This is a genomic window from Variovorax sp. GW821-FHT10B04, from assembly GCF_059415645.1.
Genome location: NZ_JBWKNQ010000008.1, coordinates 69,483 through 86,764, shown reverse-complemented (window position 1 = coordinate 86,764; position 17,282 = coordinate 69,483). Strand labels below are relative to the sequence as shown.

General features: G+C 71.7%; 11 protein-coding genes. 5 read left to right on the top strand and 6 right to left on the bottom strand.

Features of this window, described 5'->3' with window-relative positions; genetic code table 11:
- Positions 1–15: 15 nt before the first annotated feature.
- From recC to recD, 3 genes are read left to right on the top strand one after another with little or no spacing between them, the layout of a single operon-like run.
- Positions 16–3,576: an exodeoxyribonuclease V subunit gamma gene (gene recC / locus AC07PZ_RS19940; RefSeq protein WP_495296868.1), complete on the top strand. Its 3,561-nt coding sequence runs from the start codon at positions 16–18 to the stop codon at positions 3,574–3,576.
- A complete protein-coding gene (recB, locus tag AC07PZ_RS19935) occupies positions 3,573–7,373 on the top strand; it encodes an exodeoxyribonuclease V subunit beta (protein ID WP_495296867.1) in 3,801 nt (1,266 codons plus the stop codon). Before recC ends, recB begins: the two co-directional genes overlap by 4 nt.
- The gene (gene recD, locus AC07PZ_RS19930) at positions 7,370–9,538 is read left to right on the top strand and encodes an exodeoxyribonuclease V subunit alpha (protein ID WP_495296866.1); all 2,169 of its coding nucleotides are present in this window, start codon (positions 7,370–7,372) and stop codon (positions 9,536–9,538) included. The genes recB and recD overlap by 4 nt, the downstream gene beginning before the upstream one ends.
- A 3-nt stretch (positions 9,539–9,541) precedes the next feature.
- Here recD and AC07PZ_RS19925 read toward each other — a convergent pair whose 3' ends face one another.
- From AC07PZ_RS19925 to AC07PZ_RS19915, 3 genes are all read right to left on the bottom strand, one after another.
- Positions 9,542–9,826 carry a hypothetical protein gene (locus tag AC07PZ_RS19925; protein ID WP_495296865.1) on the bottom strand — a complete coding sequence of 95 codons (285 nt, stop codon included), beginning with the start codon at positions 9,824–9,826 and terminating at the stop codon, positions 9,542–9,544.
- A 115-nt stretch (positions 9,827–9,941) separates the two neighbouring features.
- A complete protein-coding gene (locus tag AC07PZ_RS19920) occupies positions 9,942–11,249 on the bottom strand; it encodes a c-type cytochrome (protein ID WP_495296864.1) in 1,308 nt (435 codons plus the stop codon).
- An 8-nt stretch (positions 11,250–11,257) separates the two neighbouring features.
- Entirely contained in the window at positions 11,258–12,049 is a 792-nt protein-coding gene (locus AC07PZ_RS19915) for a c-type cytochrome (RefSeq protein WP_495296863.1), read from the bottom strand.
- Between the two features lie 63 nt (positions 12,050–12,112).
- Between AC07PZ_RS19915 and AC07PZ_RS19910 the strand changes: the two genes are divergently transcribed.
- Entirely contained in the window at positions 12,113–12,769 is a 657-nt protein-coding gene (locus AC07PZ_RS19910) for a DUF1345 domain-containing protein (RefSeq protein WP_495296862.1), read from the top strand.
- Positions 12,770–12,784: 15 nt separating this feature from the next.
- Here the strand turns inward: AC07PZ_RS19910 and AC07PZ_RS19905 are convergent, their stop codons facing one another.
- From AC07PZ_RS19905 to AC07PZ_RS19895, 3 genes are read right to left on the bottom strand one after another with little or no spacing between them, the layout of a single operon-like run.
- Positions 12,785–13,753 carry a DMT family transporter gene (locus AC07PZ_RS19905; protein WP_495296861.1) on the bottom strand — a complete coding sequence of 323 codons (969 nt, stop codon included), beginning with the start codon at positions 13,751–13,753 and terminating at the stop codon, positions 12,785–12,787.
- On the bottom strand, positions 13,750–14,247 hold the full coding sequence (locus AC07PZ_RS19900) for a methylated-DNA--[protein]-cysteine S-methyltransferase (RefSeq protein WP_495296860.1): 498 nt from the start codon (positions 14,245–14,247) through the stop codon (positions 13,750–13,752). The genes AC07PZ_RS19905 and AC07PZ_RS19900 overlap by 4 nt, the downstream gene beginning before the upstream one ends.
- Positions 14,244–15,779: a DNA-3-methyladenine glycosylase 2 family protein gene (locus tag AC07PZ_RS19895; RefSeq protein ID WP_495297087.1), complete on the bottom strand. Its 1,536-nt coding sequence runs from the start codon at positions 15,777–15,779 to the stop codon at positions 14,244–14,246. The genes AC07PZ_RS19900 and AC07PZ_RS19895 overlap by 4 nt, the downstream gene beginning before the upstream one ends.
- 113 nt (positions 15,780–15,892) lie before the next feature.
- On the opposite strand from AC07PZ_RS19895, the gene AC07PZ_RS19890 reads away from it, so the two are divergent.
- Complete coding sequence (locus AC07PZ_RS19890) at positions 15,893–17,275, top strand: phosphomannomutase/phosphoglucomutase (protein WP_495296859.1); 1,383 nt, start codon at positions 15,893–15,895, stop codon at positions 17,273–17,275.
- The last annotated feature ends 7 nt before the right edge of the window (positions 17,276–17,282 follow it).

Genomic DNA, 17,282 nt, shown 5'->3' with positions numbered 1-17,282 from the left:
GACACACTTCGACCGATGAGCGACACGCCCCTTTCCCCCGGCTTCATGGCGGTGCACAGCAACCACCCCGAAGCCCTGCGTGACCTGGTGCTCGCCTGGATCGCCAGGCATCCGCTCGCGCCGCTGGAAGACGAATGGGTGCTGGTGCAGAGCAACGGCGTCGCGCAGTGGCTGCGGCTGTCGCTGGCGCGCGACGTGCGGCACGGCGGCGTCGGCATCGCGGCGGCCTTGCAGACCGAACTGCCATCGCGCTTCATCTGGCAGGCCTACCGCGCCGTGCTCGGCGCGCAGGCGGTGCCCGCGGCCTCGCCCTTCGACAAGCCGCTGCTGGTCTGGCGCCTGATGCGGCTGTTGCCGGCGCTGCTGGCCGAAGAGGTGTTCGCGCCGCTCGCACGCTTTCTCGACGACGACACCGACCGCCGCAAGCGCCATCAGCTGGCCGAGCGGCTGGCCGACCTGTTCGATCAATACCAGGTCTATCGCGCCGGCTGGCTCGCAGGCTGGGCCGCGGGCGGCGACGACATCGTCACCAGCCGCAGCGGAACGCAGCCGGTGCCCGATGCGCTGCGCTGGCAGCCGCGGCTCTGGCGCGCGTTGCTGGAAGACGTGGGCGCCGAAGGTGCCGACGGTGCGGCCAGCAGCCGTGCCGCCGTGCACCGGCGCTTCATGGCCGCCGTCGAGAGCGGCCCGGACGAGCGCCCCGTGGGCCTGCCGCGGCGGCTCGTCGTGTTCGGCATCTCGTCGCTGCCGCAGCAGTCGCTCGAGGTGCTGGCTGCGTTGGCGCGCTGGGTGCAGGTGCTGATGTGCGTGCACAACCCCTGCGAGCACGACTGGTCGCACATCGTGGCCGACAAGGACCTGCTGCGCGCCGAGCGCTGGCGCCAGCGCCGCCGTCCGGGCAGCGAGCGCGCCATCGCCGACGAGGCGCTGCACCTGCATGCGCAGCCGCTGCTCGCCGCCTGGGGCAAGCAGGGCCGCGACTTCATCCGCCTGCTCGACACGCACGATGCGCACGAGGCCTATGCGCAGCGCTTTGCCGCGATCGGCGAGCGCATCGATCACTTCGAGCCGAACGCGCGCGACACGCTGCTGCGCCAGTTGCAGGACGACATCCGCGACCTGCGGCCGCTGGCCGAGTCGCGCGCGCTGTGGCCGGCGCTCGATGCGCAGGCCGACGACTCGATCCGCTTCCACGTCGCGCACGGTCCGCAGCGCGAGGTCGAGGTGCTGCACGACCAGTTGCTGGCCGCGCTGGCGGCCGACCCGGCGCTGCGGCCGCGCGACGTCATCGTGATGGTGCCGGACGTGGCCGCCTACGCGCCGCACATCCAGGCCGTGTTCGGGCTGTTCGGTCCGGACGATCGGCGCCACATCCCGTTCACGCTGGCCGACCAGGCGCGGCGGCACCACGATCCGCTGCTCGCCGCGCTCGAAGCACTGCTCGCGTTGCCGCAGTCGCGTGTCGCGATGAGCGACGTGCTCGACTGGCTCGAAGTGCCGGCGCTGCGCGCTCGCTTCGGCATCGACGAAGACCAGTTGCCGCTGCTGCACCGCTGGATGTCGGCCGCCAACATCCGCTGGGGCCTGCATGCCGACCAGCGGCGTGCGTTCGACCTGCCCGATGCGTCGGGCCAGAACAGCTGGGACTTCGGGCTGAAGCGGATGCTGCTCGGTTATGCGGTGGGCAGCGGCGCGGCCTGGGACGGCATCGAGCCGCTCGACGAGGTCGGCGGGCTCGATGCCGCATTGCTCGGCCCGCTGGTGCAGTTGCTGAGCACCCTCGAAGCGCATTGGCGCACGCTCGCCATGACCGCGACACCGGCCGAGTGGGGCGTGCGGCTGCGCGCGCTGCTCACCGACTTCTTCCTCGCGACCAGCGAGGGCGACGGCTTCACGCTGCGCCGGCTCGAATCGTCGCTGCAGGACTGGCTCGCGGCCTGCGACGCCGCCGCGCTCGACGAGCCGTTGCCGCTGTCGGTCGTGCGCGAGCACTGGCTGGCGCAGATCGACCAGACCTCCTTGAACCAGCCTTTCTTCGCCGGCGCCGTGACCTTCGCGACGCTGATGCCGATGCGGGCCATTCCGTTTCGCGTCGTCGCGCTGCTCGGCATGAACGACGGCGACTATCCGCGCAGCCGCGTGCCGATGGACTTCGACCTGATGGGGCCCGACTACCGCCCGGGCGACCGCTCGCGCCGCGAGGACGACCGCTACCTGTTCCTCGAAGCGCTGCTGTCGGCGCGCGAGCGCCTGCACATCAGCTGGGTCGGCCGCAGCATCCACGACCAGTCGGAACGTCCACCGTCGGTGCTCGTCGCGCAGTTGCGCGATCACCTCGCGGCGGGCTGGCGGCTGGCGGGCGACGAAGCGCTGGCGCAGGACGACGCGGGCGCGCGGCTGCTGCATGCGCTCACGGTCGAACACCGGCTGCAGCCTTTCCACGCGGCGTATTTCAGCGAAGGCGGCGATACGCGGCTGTTCAGCCATGCGCGCGAATGGCGCGCGGGTTTTGCGACCGTGCCGGCCGATATCGATGCGCCCGGGCTCGCGCCCTGGGCCTTCGAAGGCCCGCTCACCTTGCGGCTGCTGGCCGGCTTTCTCAAGGACCCGGTCGGCAGCTTCTTCAAGGAGCGGCTGCACATCCATTTCGGCGCGGCCGATCCGGTCGGCGAAGACCAGGAACCCTTCGCGATCGACGCGCTCGGCAACTGGCGGCTGCAGGACGAACTGATCCTGGCGCAGCAGGCTGCCATCGCCGATGGCGCGCCGCGCGAGGCAGCGCTGGACCATGCACTCGCGCGCATGCAGCGCCGCGGCGAGCTGCCGGCCGGCCACTTCGCGGAACTCGTGCAGGGCGAGCTGGCCGAGCCGATGGAGAAGATGTTCGCGGAGTACGCCAGCGCGCTGGCCGACTGGCCGGATGCGTTGCCCGACGCGGCACTCGACCATCTGCCCGCGGGTCGTGGCGAGGCGTTGCGGCTGGTCGACTGGCTCGACGGCTTGCGCGCCAATGCGGCGGGCTTGCGATGCCGGCTGGTGCTCGACAGCGGCAGCCTCGTCACCAAGGGCCGCTACCGGCTCGACCGGCTCGTGCCCTGCTGGGTCGCGCACCTGGCGGCGCATCTGGATGGCGACGTGCTCACCACCCGCATCATCAGCAAGGCCGGCAGCGTCACGCTGATGCCGCTCGGCGCGGAGCAGGCGCGGCAGCACTGGGCGACCTTGCTCGATGCGTGGACGCTGGGCCTGTCGCGGCCCTTGCCGTTCGCGCTGCGCAGCGGCATCGCCTGGCGCGACAAGGGCGGCAGCGACGCGGCCCAGCCCGGCAGCGAAGCCTACGCAGCCGCCCGCGCGCGCTACGAGGACAGTGAGCCGGCCTTCATGCAGTACGGCGAGCGCGACGACAACGCCTACCTCGCGCGCACCTTCGCCGATTTCGCCGCGCTGTGGTCCGGCGGCGAATTCGCGACCTGGGCGCGCGCGCTGCTGCAGCCGATCGACGACGCCATCCTGCGTGCGTCGTCGAAGCCGGCCAAGGCTGCAGCGGTTGACACGGCTTCTGGAGCGTCCGAATGAGCCGCCTGCCCACGCTCCTGCAACCGCTCGACTTCCCGTTGCGCGGCAGCCGGTTGATCGAGGCCAGCGCCGGCACCGGCAAGACCTTCACCATCGCCGCGCTGTACCTGCGGCTGGTGCTCGGCCATGGCGATGGCGACGCGGCCTTCGCGCGGCCGCTCACGCCGCCCGAGATCCTGGTCGTGACCTTCACCGACGCCGCGACCAAGGAGCTGCGCGACCGCATCCGCGCGCGCCTCGCCGAGGCGGCCGAAGCCTTCCTCATCGAACCGGCCGACGTGCCGCAGCGTCCCACCGGGCAGGACCTGCTGCACGACCTGCGCGCGAGCTACCCCACCGCGCAATGGCACGCCTGCGCCCGCACGCTGCGGCTCGCCGCCGAATGGATGGACGAGGCGGCCGTGTCCACCATCCACGGCTGGTGCAACCGCATGCTGAGCGAGCACGCCTTCGACAGCGGCAGCCTGTTCACGCAGACGCTGGAGACCGACCAGCGCCTGCTCCATGCCGAGACCGTGCGCGACTACTGGCGCAGCTTCTTCGCACCCCTGCCGCCCGCCGATGCGAGGCAGGTTCGCACCTGGTGGGCCACGCCCGATGCGCTGGAAGGCGAGGTCGATCGTCTGCTGGGCCTGACCGAAGCGCTGCCCGCCGGCCGGCCGCCGGCCGAGGCCTTGCGCGAGGCGCGCGAAGAGGCCGCGGCTGCGCTGGCGGCGCTCAAGCGGCCCTGGGCTGGCGAGCAGGGCTGGGCCGTCGAGCTGCTCGCGCTGCTCGAAGCAGCCGTCGCCGCCAAGCAATGCAAACTGCCCAAGCGCAAGGACTGGCTGCAGGCCTTGCGCGACTGGGCCGAAGGCGACGCGGTGCTGCCCGCCTTGACCGACACGGCCTGGAAGCGCCTGTCGCCCGCCGGCCTTGGCGAAGGCTGGAGCGGCGACGACGCGCCGTTGCGCCACCCCGCATTGCAGGCCTGCGGCAGTCTCCGCGAGGCGATCGGCGCGCTGGCCGACGGCCGCGAGGCGCTGCTGCGCCACGCGGTGCATTGGTGCGCGGCGCGCCTCGCGGCCGAGCAGGCGCGGCGCGCGCAGATGGGTTTCGACGAGCTGCTGACCCGGCTCGACGCCGCATTGCAGGGGCCGAACGGACCGCGCCTGGCCGCGCTGATCCGCCAGCAATTCCCGGTCGCGCTGATCGACGAGTTCCAGGACACCGACCCGCTGCAGTACCGCATCTTCGACGCGATCTATGGCGTCGCCGCGAACGCGCAGGACACGGCGCTGGTGCTGATCGGCGACCCCAAACAGGCGATCTATGCGTTCCGCGGCGCCGACATCCACACCTACCTCGCGGCGCGACGCGACACCGGCGATCGCCACGCGACGCTGGGCACCAACTTCCGGTCGACCGCGGCGATGGTCGATGCGGTGAACCGCGTGTTCCTGCAGGCCGAAGCGCGCGAGGCCGGCGAGGGCGCCTTCCTGTTCCGCCACGGCGGCGACAACCCCTTGCCCTTCGTCGCAGTGCAGGCCCGCGGCCGGAGCGAGCGCTGGCAGGTGCAGGGCCGCGATGCGCCCGCGCTGACCTGCTGGACGCTGGATTCCGACCAGACCGATCAACCCGATCAAGCCGTCCGCAGCGGCGAGGCCCAGCGTGTGCTGGCCTCGGCCTGCGCCACCGAGATCGTGCGCCTGCTCAATGGCGGCCAGGCCGGCGATGCCGGCTTCGCGTCGGCCGACGGCACGCTGCGGCCGGTGTCGCCGGGCGACATCGCCGTGCTGGTCAACAGCGGCCGCGAGGCGCGCGCCGTGCGGCAGGCGCTGTCGGCCCGCGGTGTACGCAGCGTGTACCTGTCGGACAAGGAGTCGGTGTTCCAGAGCCCAGCCGCGGCCGAGGTACAGCGCTGGCTCGCCGCCTGCGCCGAGCCGGACGACGACCGTCCGCTGCGCGCCGCGCTGGGCACGGCCGCACTGGCCTTGTCCTGGGCCGAGCTCGACCGGCTGAACCACGACGAGCTCGAGTGGGAAAGGTGCGTCGTGCAGTTCCGCGGCTACCAGCAGGTCTGGCGCCGCCAGGGCGTGCTGCCGATGCTGCGCCGGCTGCTGCACGACTTCGGCGTGCCGCAACGCCTGCTCGCCGCCAATGGCGAGCGCCTGCTGACCGATCTGCTGCACCTGTCCGAACTGCTGCAGGAGGCCGCGGGTCAGCTGCATGGCGAGCACGCGTTGATCCGCTGGCTGGCCGAACAACGCCACGACGAAGACGCCCAGGGCGAGGCGCCCAAGCTGCGCCTCGAAAGCGATGCGGCGCTGGTCAAGGTCGTTACCGTCCACAAGTCGAAGGGGCTCGAATATCCGCTGGTCTTCCTGCCTTTCGCCACCGCGTTTCGTGCCACCAAGGCGGGCGACCTGCCGCTCAAGTGGCACGACGACACCGGCCGTTTGCGGGTGAGCCTGCACGCCGACGACGAGGTGCTCGCGCGCGCGGACCGCGAGCGGCTGGGCGAAGACCTGCGCAAGCTCTACGTCGCGTTGACGCGGGCGCGTCACGCGACCTGGCTCGGCATCGCGCCGCTGCCGGGCATGGAGCGCAGCGCGATCGGCTACCTGCTGGCCGGCGGTGCGCCGCTGCCGCCCGAGGCCTTGCGGCCGGCGCTCGATGCGCTGGCCGCGGGCCATCCGGCGATCGCGGTCGAGCCCGCACCCGAAGCTGGCGACGCGCTTTACCAGGCCGAGTCGGTCGTGCCGCGGCTCGCGCCGGAGCCGCCTTTGCCGCCCGCGCCGCCCGAGCGCTGGTGGATCGCGAGCTACTCGGCGTTGCGCCGGGCACACCAGGCGGTCGATGACGAGACCGTGATCGCCTACGGCGCGGACGGCGCAGGTGGTGGGGACGCGGATGCGCCCGGCTGGCCGGCACCGCAGCCGGGCCCGACGGATGCGGCCGAGGACATCTATGCCGACAGCGCGAGCGACGCACCGACGACGGAGGCCGCGTCGGCGCTGTCTCTTTCGCTGGCCGGTGTCGCGGTGCCCGACGCCGGTGGCCTGCATGGCTTTCCACGTGGCGCCGGACCCGGCAGCTTCCTGCACGGCCTGCTCGAATGGCTGGGCCGCCAGGGCTTTGCGCGGGTGCTGGCCGAGCCGGCACTGCAGGCCGATCTGGCCGACCTGGTCGCGCGGCGCTGCAACCTGAGCGGCTGGAGCCATTGGACCGAGCCGCTGCGCGACTGGCTGCTCGGCTGGCTCGCCGCGCCGCTCGACCTGCAGGCGCTCGGTGCCGAATTGACGCCGATCGCCCCGGCGGCACTCGGCCGCGTGCAGATCGAGATGGAGTTCTGGTTCGGCATCGACCGCGTCGACACGCGCGCGCTGGACGCACTGGTGTGCCGCCACACGCTCGGCGGCGTGGCGCGGCCTGCGCTGCTGCCGCAGCAGGTCAACGGCATGCTCAAGGGTTTCATCGACCTGGTGTTCGAACACGACGGCCGCTATGTCGTGGTCGACTACAAGTCCAACTGGCTCGGCCCGGCGGACGCCGACTACACGGCCGAGGCACTGCGCGAGGCGGTGCTGGCGCATCGCTACGAGCTGCAGTACGTGCTCTACGTGTTCGCACTGCACCGGCTGCTGAGCGTGCGCCTGCCCGGCTACGACTACGACCGCCACGTCGGCGGCGCGGCCTGCCTGTTCCTGCGCGGCCATGCGGCGCCCGGCCAGGGGCTGCATGCCGAACGGCCGCCGCGCGTGCTGATCGAGGCGCTCGATGCGCTGTTCCAGGGCGCGGGCGCGGAGGAGGCGCCATGATGGCAGTGACCGCCGTGTCCGCAGTATTTCTCGGTCCGCGCCCCGCGCGGCATGCACCGATGCTCGCCGCCCTCGAACGCTGGGTGGCGGAGGGCTGGCTGCGCGCGCTCGACGCCAGCTTCGCCGACTTCCTCGCGCATCAGGCGCCCGAGGCCGATCCGCTGCTGATCCTGGCCGCCGCGCTGGCCAGTCACCAGCTCGGCCGCGGCCATGCCTGCCTCGACCTGCGCGCCGCGCTCGATGACGCCGAGCGTGCGCTGTCGTTGCCGCCCGAAGGCGACGCCCGAATGCACGGCCACGATCGCGATCGGCCCGATGGGGTGGGCGAGACGCCGCCCGCACAGCCCTCGGCGCTGCTTGCGGGCGTCGATCTGGCGCGCTGGACCGCGGCGCTCGATGCGCCTGCGCTGGTCGGCGACGGGCCGGGCGACACGCCGCTGGTGCGCATCGGCACGCGGCTCTATCTGCGCCGCTACTGGCAGTACGAGCAGTCGGTGCGCGAGGCGATCCTGCGGCGTGTCGAGATGCCCACCGCGGCCGCCGCGCCCGAGGCGCAGGCGACGCTGGCCGCCGCGCTGGGCGTGCTGTTTCCGGCGCGGCCCGGCGGCGCCGTCGACTGGCAGAAGATCGCCTGCGCGCTCGCGGCGCGGCAGCGCTTCGGCATCGTCACCGGCGGTCCGGGCACCGGCAAGACGACCACCGTGGTGCGGCTGCTCGCGCTGCTGCAGCACCTGTCGCTGTCGGCGACCACCGGCGCGCGGCGGTTGCGCATCCGGCTGGCTGCGCCGACCGGCAAGGCCGCGGCGCGGTTGAACGAATCGATTGCCGGTGCGGTCGCGCAATTGCCGCTCGCCGGCCTGCCGGAACCGGAGGCGCTGAGGGACTCGATTCCGACCGAGGTGAGCACTGTGCATCGCCTGCTCGGCAGCCGGCCCGACAGCCGGCATTTCCGGCACGACGCGCAGCATCCGCTGGCGCTCGACGTGCTGGTGATCGACGAGGCCTCGATGCTCGACCTCGAGATGATGGCCGCCGTGTTCGCCGCGCTCCCGCCGCAGGCCTGCCTGATCCTGCTCGGCGACAAGGACCAGCTCGCGTCGGTGGAGGCGGGCGCGGTGCTCGGCGACCTGTGCCAGCGTGCCGATGGCGGCTACTACCGGCCGGACACCGCGGCATGGCTCGCCGCCGTGACCGGCGAGCGGCTGGACGACGCGCTCTGCGACCTCTACGGCGGGCCGCTCGACCAGGCGGTGGTCAAGCTGCGCGTGAGCCATCGCTTCAGCGCCGACAGCGGCATCGGCCAGCTCGCCGAGGCCGTCAACGCGGGCAACGCCACGGCCGCACGGCGTGTGTTCGATGGCCGCTTCGCCGATCTCGCGCGGCGGTCGGCCAGCGACGATCGCGCGTTCCGGCGGCTGGTGGTCGACGGTGCGCCCGCCGCCTTTCCGCAGGGCGAGACGCGCGCTGGCGGTGTGCTGCCGCCGGTCGGCTACCGGCACTACCTCACGCTGATGCACGAGCGCCAGCCGGCGCCCGACGCCACGCAAGTCGCGTTCGACGGCTGGGCGCGCGAGGTGCTCGCGGCCTATGGCCGCTTCCAGTTGCTGTGCGCGCTGCGCAGCGGGCCGCGCGGCGTGGAGGGCCTGAACGCGCGCATCGCGCAGTTGCTGATGGAGGAGCGGCTGATCGAGGCGGCGCAAGGCGGCTGGTACCTGGGCCGGCCGGTGCTCGTCACGCGCAACGACTACGGCCTGGGGCTGATGAACGGCGACGTGGGCGTGACCCTGGCGCTGCCGTCATGGACGGCCGGCAAGCCCGAACCGCAATGGATACTGCGCGTGGCCTTCGCCGCGGGCGACGGGCAAGGCGGCATCCGCTGGGTGCTGCCGAGCCGGCTGCGTGCGGTGGAAACCGTGTTCGCGATGACAGTCCACAAGTCGCAGGGCTCGGAGTTCGCGCATGCCGCGTTGCTGCTGCCCGAGCGCATGAGTCCGGTGCTCACTCGGGAGCTGGTCTACACCGGCATCACGCGGGCGAAGCATTGGTTCACGCTGGCGTCCACGCAGGACGTGCTGCAGGCGGCCATCGCACGGCGGGTCGACCGTGTCGGCGGGCTCGGCAACGGATTGGGTGGCGGGCTTGGCCTTGGCCTCGGCCCGCCTTGACCTTCAGGCGGCCCTGACTTCGAAGAAGGCTTCTTCCGCGCCGCCGAGGTCGCGGAAGCCGGCGGTGCGGGCCAGGTCGTAGGCCTTGGGCCAGGCGCTGGCGAGCGCGAAATCCTCTTTCGACAGGTCTTCTGCGCTGGAGTCGGACGCCACCTGGAAGGCGCGCAGCACGGGGTCGACGCGCTCGCCGAGTGCCTTGTCGAGGGCGCGGCGGAAGCGCTGTTCGGCCTGCTGCTGGGCGTCGAAGGGAAGGCCGGGGAATTCCTGGAGGCTGACGGTGTAGGGCATGGAGGATCCTTGCGGGAGAAAAACGAGGGTTGCGATAAGAACTGTGAATTTATACAGTCTTTATGGCAAATCGTCGATGGGCTCACGCAGGCCCTTGCATGCTTTCGTCTCGTCCTCAGCGCCGCGCCATATCGCGCTGGCTGACCGGCGGCGCGTCGTTGCCCCAGGAACCACGCACCCAGGTCAGCACGTCGGCGATCTGCCGGTCGTCCAGCACATGGCCGAAGGGCGGCATGCCGTAGGGCCGCGGATTGCCCGCGGTGGCCGGCAGGAAGCCGCCGTGCCGCACCATCTGCATCAGGTTCACCGCGCTGTCCATCAGCACGGCACGGTTGCCGGCCAATGGCGGGTAGGCACCGGGTGCGCCCTGGCCCGCATCGCCGTGGCAGTAGGCGCAGCGCTGGGCGTAGATCGTGGCGCCGCGTTCCATGGTGCCCGGGTCGCGCCGCACGGTCGGTGCCGGCGTGGCGGCGGGTGCGGCTTCCGGCAGCTTCTGCAGATAGGCCGCCATGGCCGCCAGGTCGGCGTCGTCCAGGTACTGCGTGCTGCGGAACACCACGTCGGCCATCGGCCCCATCACCGAGCCGCCGGGCGCCGTGCCGGTCTTCAGCAGCTGCACCACGTGCCGTGCTTCCCAGGTCGCGACGCCGGCCTCGCGCGCCGACGTGAGCGAGGGCGCATACCAGTTCTCGACCGGGATCACGCCGCCAGACAGGCCGCGCGCTTCCTCGGTGGCGCCCAGCGCGTTGCGGCTGCCGTGGCAGGCGATGCAGTGGCCCAGGCCCTCGGTCAGGTAGGCACCGCGGTTCCATTCGGCCGGCTGTGCCGGGTCGGGCACGAAGCTGCCCGGCTGGAACGACAGCGCGCGCCACACCGCCAGGGCGGCCTGCGTGTCGTAGGGAAAGCGCAGCTTGTGCGGCCGGTTCGGCGTGGCGTCGGGCGGCAGGCTGCGCAGATAGGCGTAGATGGCATCCGAATCCTCGCGCGTGATCTTGGTGAAGCTCGGGTACGGGAAGGCCGGGTACAGCAGCCGTCCGTCCTTGGCGCGGCCGTTGTGCATCGCGCGCCAGAAGTGCGCCGCGCTCCAGCCGCCGATGCCCTGCTGCGGGTCGGGTGTCAGGTTGGTCGAGAAGATGGTGCCGAAGGGCGTCGCGATGCCGAGGCCGCCCGAATAGGCAGCGGCGCCGCGTGCGCTGTGGCAGCCGGCGCAGTTGCCGGCCAGCGCGAGGTAGCGGCCGCGTTCGACCTGTGCGGGCGTGCTGGCGAAGGGTGCGTCGCCGGTGGGGAGCGGGTCTTCGCCGCGCAGGTTGAGGGCCACCACCGCCGCGGCGGCCAATGCAGCCAGCAGCACGACGGCGAGCAGCAGCGCGATCAGCACCCGGCGCAAGGTGACGCGGCGTGCGGATGGGTTGGGCGCGTTCATCGGCGTGCTCATCGCGTGCCCGCCTCGGGCTGCACCATCGCGCTGCAGGCCATCGGCATCGGTCCGGGCGGCGCCGCCGCGGGCTTGGGGTCGGCGGGCACGGGCTGCAGTGCAAGCCAGCTCGCGACCGCCGTGATGTCGCGGTTGTCCAGCTTGCGGCCGACCTGCGCCATGCAGTCGGGCGCGAGTGCATGGCGCTCGTCGGAAAGCCATGCGCCGAGCTGCGACGACAGGTACAGCCGCGGCAGGCCGACCAGCGCCGGAATGCCGGGCAGCACGCCGGTGAGCGCGCTGCCATGGCATTGCGCGCAGGCCGGTATGCCGCGCCGCGTGTCGCCTTCGAACACCAGCGCCTTGCCGCGTGCCAGCATGTCGGGCGTCGCGTCGCTGCGCGTGGCCGCGGGCGGGTAGGGCAGTTCGAGCGCTGCGAAGTACTCGGCGATCTCGCGCAGGTAGCCGTCCGACAGGTGCTGCACCATGTAGTTCATGTCGGGGTTGGAGCGGCGCCCGTCGCGGAAGCTCATCAGCTGGTTGAAGAGGTAGGTGGCCGGCTTGCCGGACAGCCGCGGGAAGTAGTCGGCGTTGGCGGCTGCGGCCTCGCGCCCGTGGCAGGCGATGCAGGCGGCGACCCGCTGTTCGAGCGTGTCCGGCACGCCGGTGCTGGACGTTGCCGATGATGCGGCTGGCGCCGTCGGCGGTGGCGTGGCCGCATGCACCGCACCGGCAAGGCCGGCCGCGATCCATGCGACCCCGGCCAGCAGTGGCAAGGCCATGCGTGCAAGGGAGCGTGGGAGCTTCATTCTTTCTTGTCTCTCATCGGGTTCTGCCGGCATTGTCGGCCGGGCTCCACGTAAAGTCGCCGTATGCGCAAACATCTCTCTGAAGCGGCTGGCCTGGAGCGGCTCGCCTACGGCTGCGGCGTCGGGCTCGCCGCCGGCTTCGCACCCTGGCCGACCGACGGCCTGGCACGCGGCCTGATCGGCTGGTGCGCCGGCATCGTGGTCTACCTGGCGCTCGCCTGGTGGCTGGCCGAGACCTTCGACGCGCAGCGCACCCGGGCACGCTCCCGGTCGCTCGACCAGCCCAACGTGCTGATCCTGGTGATCATGCTCACCGCGGTGGGCGTGAGCGTCACGGTGATCGCGATGCTGCTGATGCAGGTCAAGCAGATGGACGGGCTGCAGCGCGCCGCCCACATCGCGCTGGGCATGGTGGCGCTGGCAGCGTCGTGGCTGGTGATCCACACGATCTATGCCTTTCACTACGCGCACCGCTACTACCAGCTGGAACAGAGCGACAAGGTGGCAGGCGCCGGGCTCGACTTTCCGGGCAAGCTCGACCCGGACTACTTCGACTTCCTGTATTTCTCCTTCGTGGTGGGCATGACCTCGCAGGTGTCGGACGTGGAGGTCACCTCGCGCGAGATGCGCCGCATCACGCTCGTGCACAGCGTGCTGGCCTTCGCCTTCAACATGCTGGTGCTCGCGCTGTCGATCAACGTGGTGGCGGGCGCGATCTAGCCGCGCGGGCGCGGCTCAGCGGCCGCGGCCCGGCTTCACGAAGCCGGTCGACAACGCCACGCCGCAGACGATCACGCCTGCGCAACCAAGCATCCACGGCGTGACCTGCTCGCCCAGGAAGATCCAGCCATAGATGATCGCGAACACCGGCACCAGGAAGGTCACGGTCAGCGCGCGCGCCGGACCGGCGGTCTCGATCAGCCGGAACAGCAGGATGTAGGCGAGCCCGGTGCAGGCGATGCCCAGTGCCGCGACCGCGAGCCAGGCGCGCAGGCTCGGCATCTGCGTGGGATGCAGCCAGAGCGCGGGCAGCACGAGGAACAGCGTGGCGCCGATCTGCGTGCCGCCCGCGGTCGCCAGCGAGGGCATGCCCATCAGGTAGCGCCGCGTCATGCTGGCCGCGATGCCGTAGCTGGCGCAGGCGCCCAGGCAGGCCAGCGTGGCCCACATGGCCGCGCCGCCGCCCTGTCCGGACTGCAGGCCCGCGTTGCGGCTGGCCAGCGCCGCGACGCCGGCGAAGCCGACCACCAGGCCGACCAGCCGCCAGTTGTCCGGCCGCTCGCGGAACCAGGCCCAGGCCACCAGCGCACCGAACATCGGCGTCGTCGCATTGATCACCGCCGCCAGCCCCGTGTTGATCGTGAGCAGCGCGATCGCGAACAGCGCGAAGGGCAGGCCGGAGTTCATCACGCCGACCGCCAGCGTCGGCTTCCAGCGTGCGGCGAAGGCACCCCAGTGGCCCTTGGCGAGCATCAACGGCAGCAGGACCAGCGCGCCGATGGCGACACGCAGGGCCGCGGTCGGCAGCGCGCCGAATTCGGCTCCGCCGATGCGCATGAACAGGAAGGAAGCGCCCCACAGCGCGCCCAGCAGGACGAGGTCGATCAGCCAGCGGCGCGACAGCGCGCCGCCGGCGGGTGTTGTGGCGGCAGGTGGGGGTGCGGACGTGGACTTGGGCACCGTGGCGTTGCTGCGGGCGTTCAACGGGCGCCCTCCAGTGCGAGCAGCGCGGTCTTGCGGTCGAGGCCGCCGGCATAGCCGGTCAGCGAACCGTCGGCGCCGACCACGCGGTGGCAGGGCACGATCACGCTGATCGGATTGCGCCCGACCGCGGCGCCCACGGCGCGCACGGCGGCCGGCCGATCGATGCGGGCGCTCAGCAGGCCGTAGCTGGTCGTCTCGCCAGCGGGTATCGCGAGCAGTGCCTGCCACACGGCCTGCTGGAAGGCCGTGCCGTGCGACAGGTCGAGCGGCAGGTCGAAGCTGTTGCGCCGGCCGGCGAAGTAGTCCTGCACCTGGGCGGCAGCCGCTTGCAGCACCGGGTCGGCGTCGTCGGGCTGCCAGCCGGTCATGTCGGGCCAGTGGCGCTGGGCGTCGAACCAGAGGCCGGCCAGGCCGGCCGGCGTCGCGGCCAGCGTGATGCCGCCGAGCGGGCTGTCGATGTGCTGCATGCGCAGCGCGGTGTTCCTGAATTTCATGGTGCGTCGGGCGTTGCCGCCGGAGTGGGTCGGGTGATGGGGGCGCGCGGTGCCTGCCAGGCGCGCAGCACGGCATAGCCGCGCCAGGGCCGCCAGGCCTGCGAGGCTTCGGCCGCGGCGCGCGCCGAACTCACGCCCAGCGCCTTTTGCAAGGCCACGTCGCCGGAGGGGAAGGCATCGGGCCAGCGCAAGGCGCGCATCGCGATGTACTGCGCAGTCCAGTCGCCGATGCCGGGCAACGCCTGCAGCGCGGCCAGCGTCGCCGGCACGTCGGCGCCGGCATGCAGGGCCAGCCGTCCGGCCACGCTTTCGCGCGCCAGCGCCTGCAATGCGGCCTGCCGCTGCTTGACGATGCCGAGGCTGCCCAGCGCATCGCCGCTCGCTGCCGCCAGGGCCGTCGGCGTCGGGAACAGGCGGTCGAGCCCGGCGATCGGCGTCACGACCGGCTCGCCGAAGGCCTCGACCAGCCGCGCGCCGAGCGTGCGCGCCGCGGCCACGGTGATCTGCTGGCCCAGCACCGCGCGCACCGCGAGCTCGAAGCCGTCGACCGTGCCCGGCACGCGCAGGCCGTCGCCGTCGGGGAAGGCCTCGTGCAGCACCGCGTTGATCGCCATCGGTTCGGCATCGAGGTCCAGCATGGCGCGCACACGGCTGATCACGATCGGCAGCACGGCGGCCAGCGATTCGGCGACGGCCAGGCAGAGCTGCTCGCGTGGCATGTCGAAGTGCAGCCGCAGCCAGCCGGTGTGCGTCTGGCCGGCGTGGCTCACGCGCAGCGTTCGCGCGAAGAAGGCGCCGTGCTTGTCGGTGCCGGCCAGTTCGACGCCGCGCAGGCTGCGCTTCGCGAGAAAGCCGAGCATGGCGTCGGCGTCATAGGGCGGACGCAGGCCGAGCCGCACGTCGATCGTGTCGGCACGTGCCGCACCTTCGCGGCCGGCCCGGCGCAGCGCGCTGGGGTTGAGTCCGTAGTGCGCACCGAAAGCCGCATTGAAGCGCCGCACGCTCGCGAAGCCGCTGGCCAGCGCGACCTGCGCCATCGGCAACCGTGTGTCGGCGATGAGCTGCTTGGCGGCCAGCAGCCGGCGCGTCTGCAGGTACTGCAGCGGCGACACGCCGAACTGGACTTCGAAGATGCGCCGCAGATGCCGGTCGCTCACGCCCAGCCGCGCCGCGATCTGTGCGGCGCCCGGGCCGTCCTCGGGCCAGGCGTCGGGTTCGTCGATCAGCCGTGCCGCCTGCAAGGCGAGGATGCGCGATGCGTCCTCGGTCGACCAGCTGGCGGCGCGCGGTGCGAGCTCCGGCCGGCAGCGCAGGCAGGGCCGGAAGCCGGCCGCCTCGGCCTGCGCGGCATGCTTGTAGAACCGGCAGTTCTCGCGGCGCGGCAGCTTCACGCGGCAGACCGGGCGGCAGTAGATGCCGGTCGAGGTCACCGCCGTGAAGAAGGTGCCGTCGAAGCGCGCGTCGTGCGCCTTCATGGCGAGGTAGCAGGCGTCGCTCTCGAGTCCGGCGGTGGGTTCGGCATCGGTGTGCATGCGGTCGATCATACGGTTGCGCATGCTCTGGACTGGCCGTTTCCGGACATTTGGGCGACGCATCGCGTGCCTACAATGGACGCAGTTTCTTGCAATCTTCCAGGATGTTTTTCATGCAGCTCAGCGCGTCGATCTTCAAGGCCTATGACATTCGCGGCGTCGTGCCCAGTACGTTGAATCCGGAGATCGCCGAAGCGCTGGGCAAGGCCTTCGGCAGCGCCGCACGGGCGGCCGGTGAAAAGAGCGTGGCGGTGGGCCGCGACGGCCGCCTGTCGGGCCCGTCGCTGGTCGAGGCGCTGATCCGCGGCCTGATCGCCACCGGCGTCGAGGTGATCGACGTCGGCGCCGTCACCACGCCGATGCTGTACTTCGCCGCCCACACGCTGTGCACCAGCGGCATCCAGCTCACCGGCAGCCACAACCCCAAGGACTACAACGGCTTCAAGATGATCATGGCCGGCCGCGCGATCTACGGCGACGAGATCCAGGCGCTGCGCCGCGTGATGGAAGCCGACAGCGCCACGCTCGCCCCCGGCGGCAGCGTGCGCAAGGTCGACGTGACCGAGGCCTACACCCAGCGCATCGTGGGCGACATCCAACTCGCGCGCCCGATGAAGATCGTGGTCGACTCGGGCAACGGCATCGCCGGCGCCTCGGCCCCGGCCATCCTGCGCGCCATTGGCTGCGAAGTCACCGAACTCTTCAGCGAAGTCGACGGCAACTTCCCCAACCACCATCCGGACCCGAGCAAGCCCGAGAACCTCAAGGACCTGATCGCCGCGCTGCAGGCCGGCGACGCCGAACTGGGCCTGGCCTTCGACGGCGACGGCGACCGCCTGGGCATCGTCACCAAGGACGGCCAGAACATCTACCCCGACCGCCAGATGATGCTGTTCGCGCAGGACGTGCTGTCGCGCGTGCCGGGCGGCACCATCCTGTTCGACGTGAAGTGCTCGCAGCGCCTGGCGCCCGCGATCGAGGCGGCCGGCGGCGTGGCGATGATCTACAAGACCGGCCACTCGCTGATCAAGGCGAAGATGAAGGAGATCGACTCGCCGCTGGGTGGCGAGATGAGCGGCCACATCTTCTTCAAGGAGCGCTGGTTCGGCTTCGACGACGGCACCTACGCGGGCTGCCGCCTGCTCGAGATCCTGAGCAAGAGCCCGGACGCGGGCGCGGTGCTGAACGCGCTGCCGACGAGCTTCTCGACGCCCGAGCTGAACGTGGCGTGCGCCGAAGGCGAGCCGCACGGGCTGGTCGAGCAACTGGTGAAGAAGATCGACTTCCCGGCGCCGGCGAAGCTGTCGACCATCGACGGCGTGCGGGTGGACTGGCCGGACGGCTTCGGCCTGATCCGCGCATCGAACACGACGCCGGTGCTGGTGATGCGCTTCGAGGGTCACACCGAAGAGGCGCTGCACCGCATCGAGGGCGACATGATGGCGCTGCTGAAGTCCGTGAAGCCCGACGCCACGTTGGCGGCTGCGGCGCACTGAGCAGGAA

Excerpts from the sequence above, each read along its gene's own strand:
- AC07PZ_RS19900 (WP_495296860.1), bottom strand. The coding sequence starts at position 14,247 with ATGAAATTCAGGAACACCGCGCTGCGCATGCAGCACATCGACAGCCCG.
- AC07PZ_RS19920 (WP_495296864.1), bottom strand. The coding sequence starts at position 11,249 with ATGAACGCGCCCAACCCATCCGCACGCCGCGTCACCTTGCGCCGGGTG.
- recD (WP_495296866.1), top strand. The coding sequence starts at position 7,370 with ATGATGGCAGTGACCGCCGTGTCCGCAGTATTTCTCGGTCCGCGCCCC.
- AC07PZ_RS19895 (WP_495297087.1), bottom strand. The coding sequence starts at position 15,779 with ATGCACACCGATGCCGAACCCACCGCCGGACTCGAGAGCGACGCCTGC.
- recB (WP_495296867.1), top strand. The coding sequence starts at position 3,573 with ATGAGCCGCCTGCCCACGCTCCTGCAACCGCTCGACTTCCCGTTGCGC.
- AC07PZ_RS19915 (WP_495296863.1), bottom strand. The coding sequence starts at position 12,049 with ATGAAGCTCCCACGCTCCCTTGCACGCATGGCCTTGCCACTGCTGGCC.
- AC07PZ_RS19910 (WP_495296862.1), top strand. The coding sequence starts at position 12,113 with ATGCGCAAACATCTCTCTGAAGCGGCTGGCCTGGAGCGGCTCGCCTAC.
- AC07PZ_RS19890 (WP_495296859.1), top strand. The coding sequence starts at position 15,893 with ATGCAGCTCAGCGCGTCGATCTTCAAGGCCTATGACATTCGCGGCGTC.
- recC (WP_495296868.1), top strand. The coding sequence starts at position 16 with ATGAGCGACACGCCCCTTTCCCCCGGCTTCATGGCGGTGCACAGCAAC.
- AC07PZ_RS19925 (WP_495296865.1), bottom strand. The coding sequence starts at position 9,826 with ATGCCCTACACCGTCAGCCTCCAGGAATTCCCCGGCCTTCCCTTCGAC.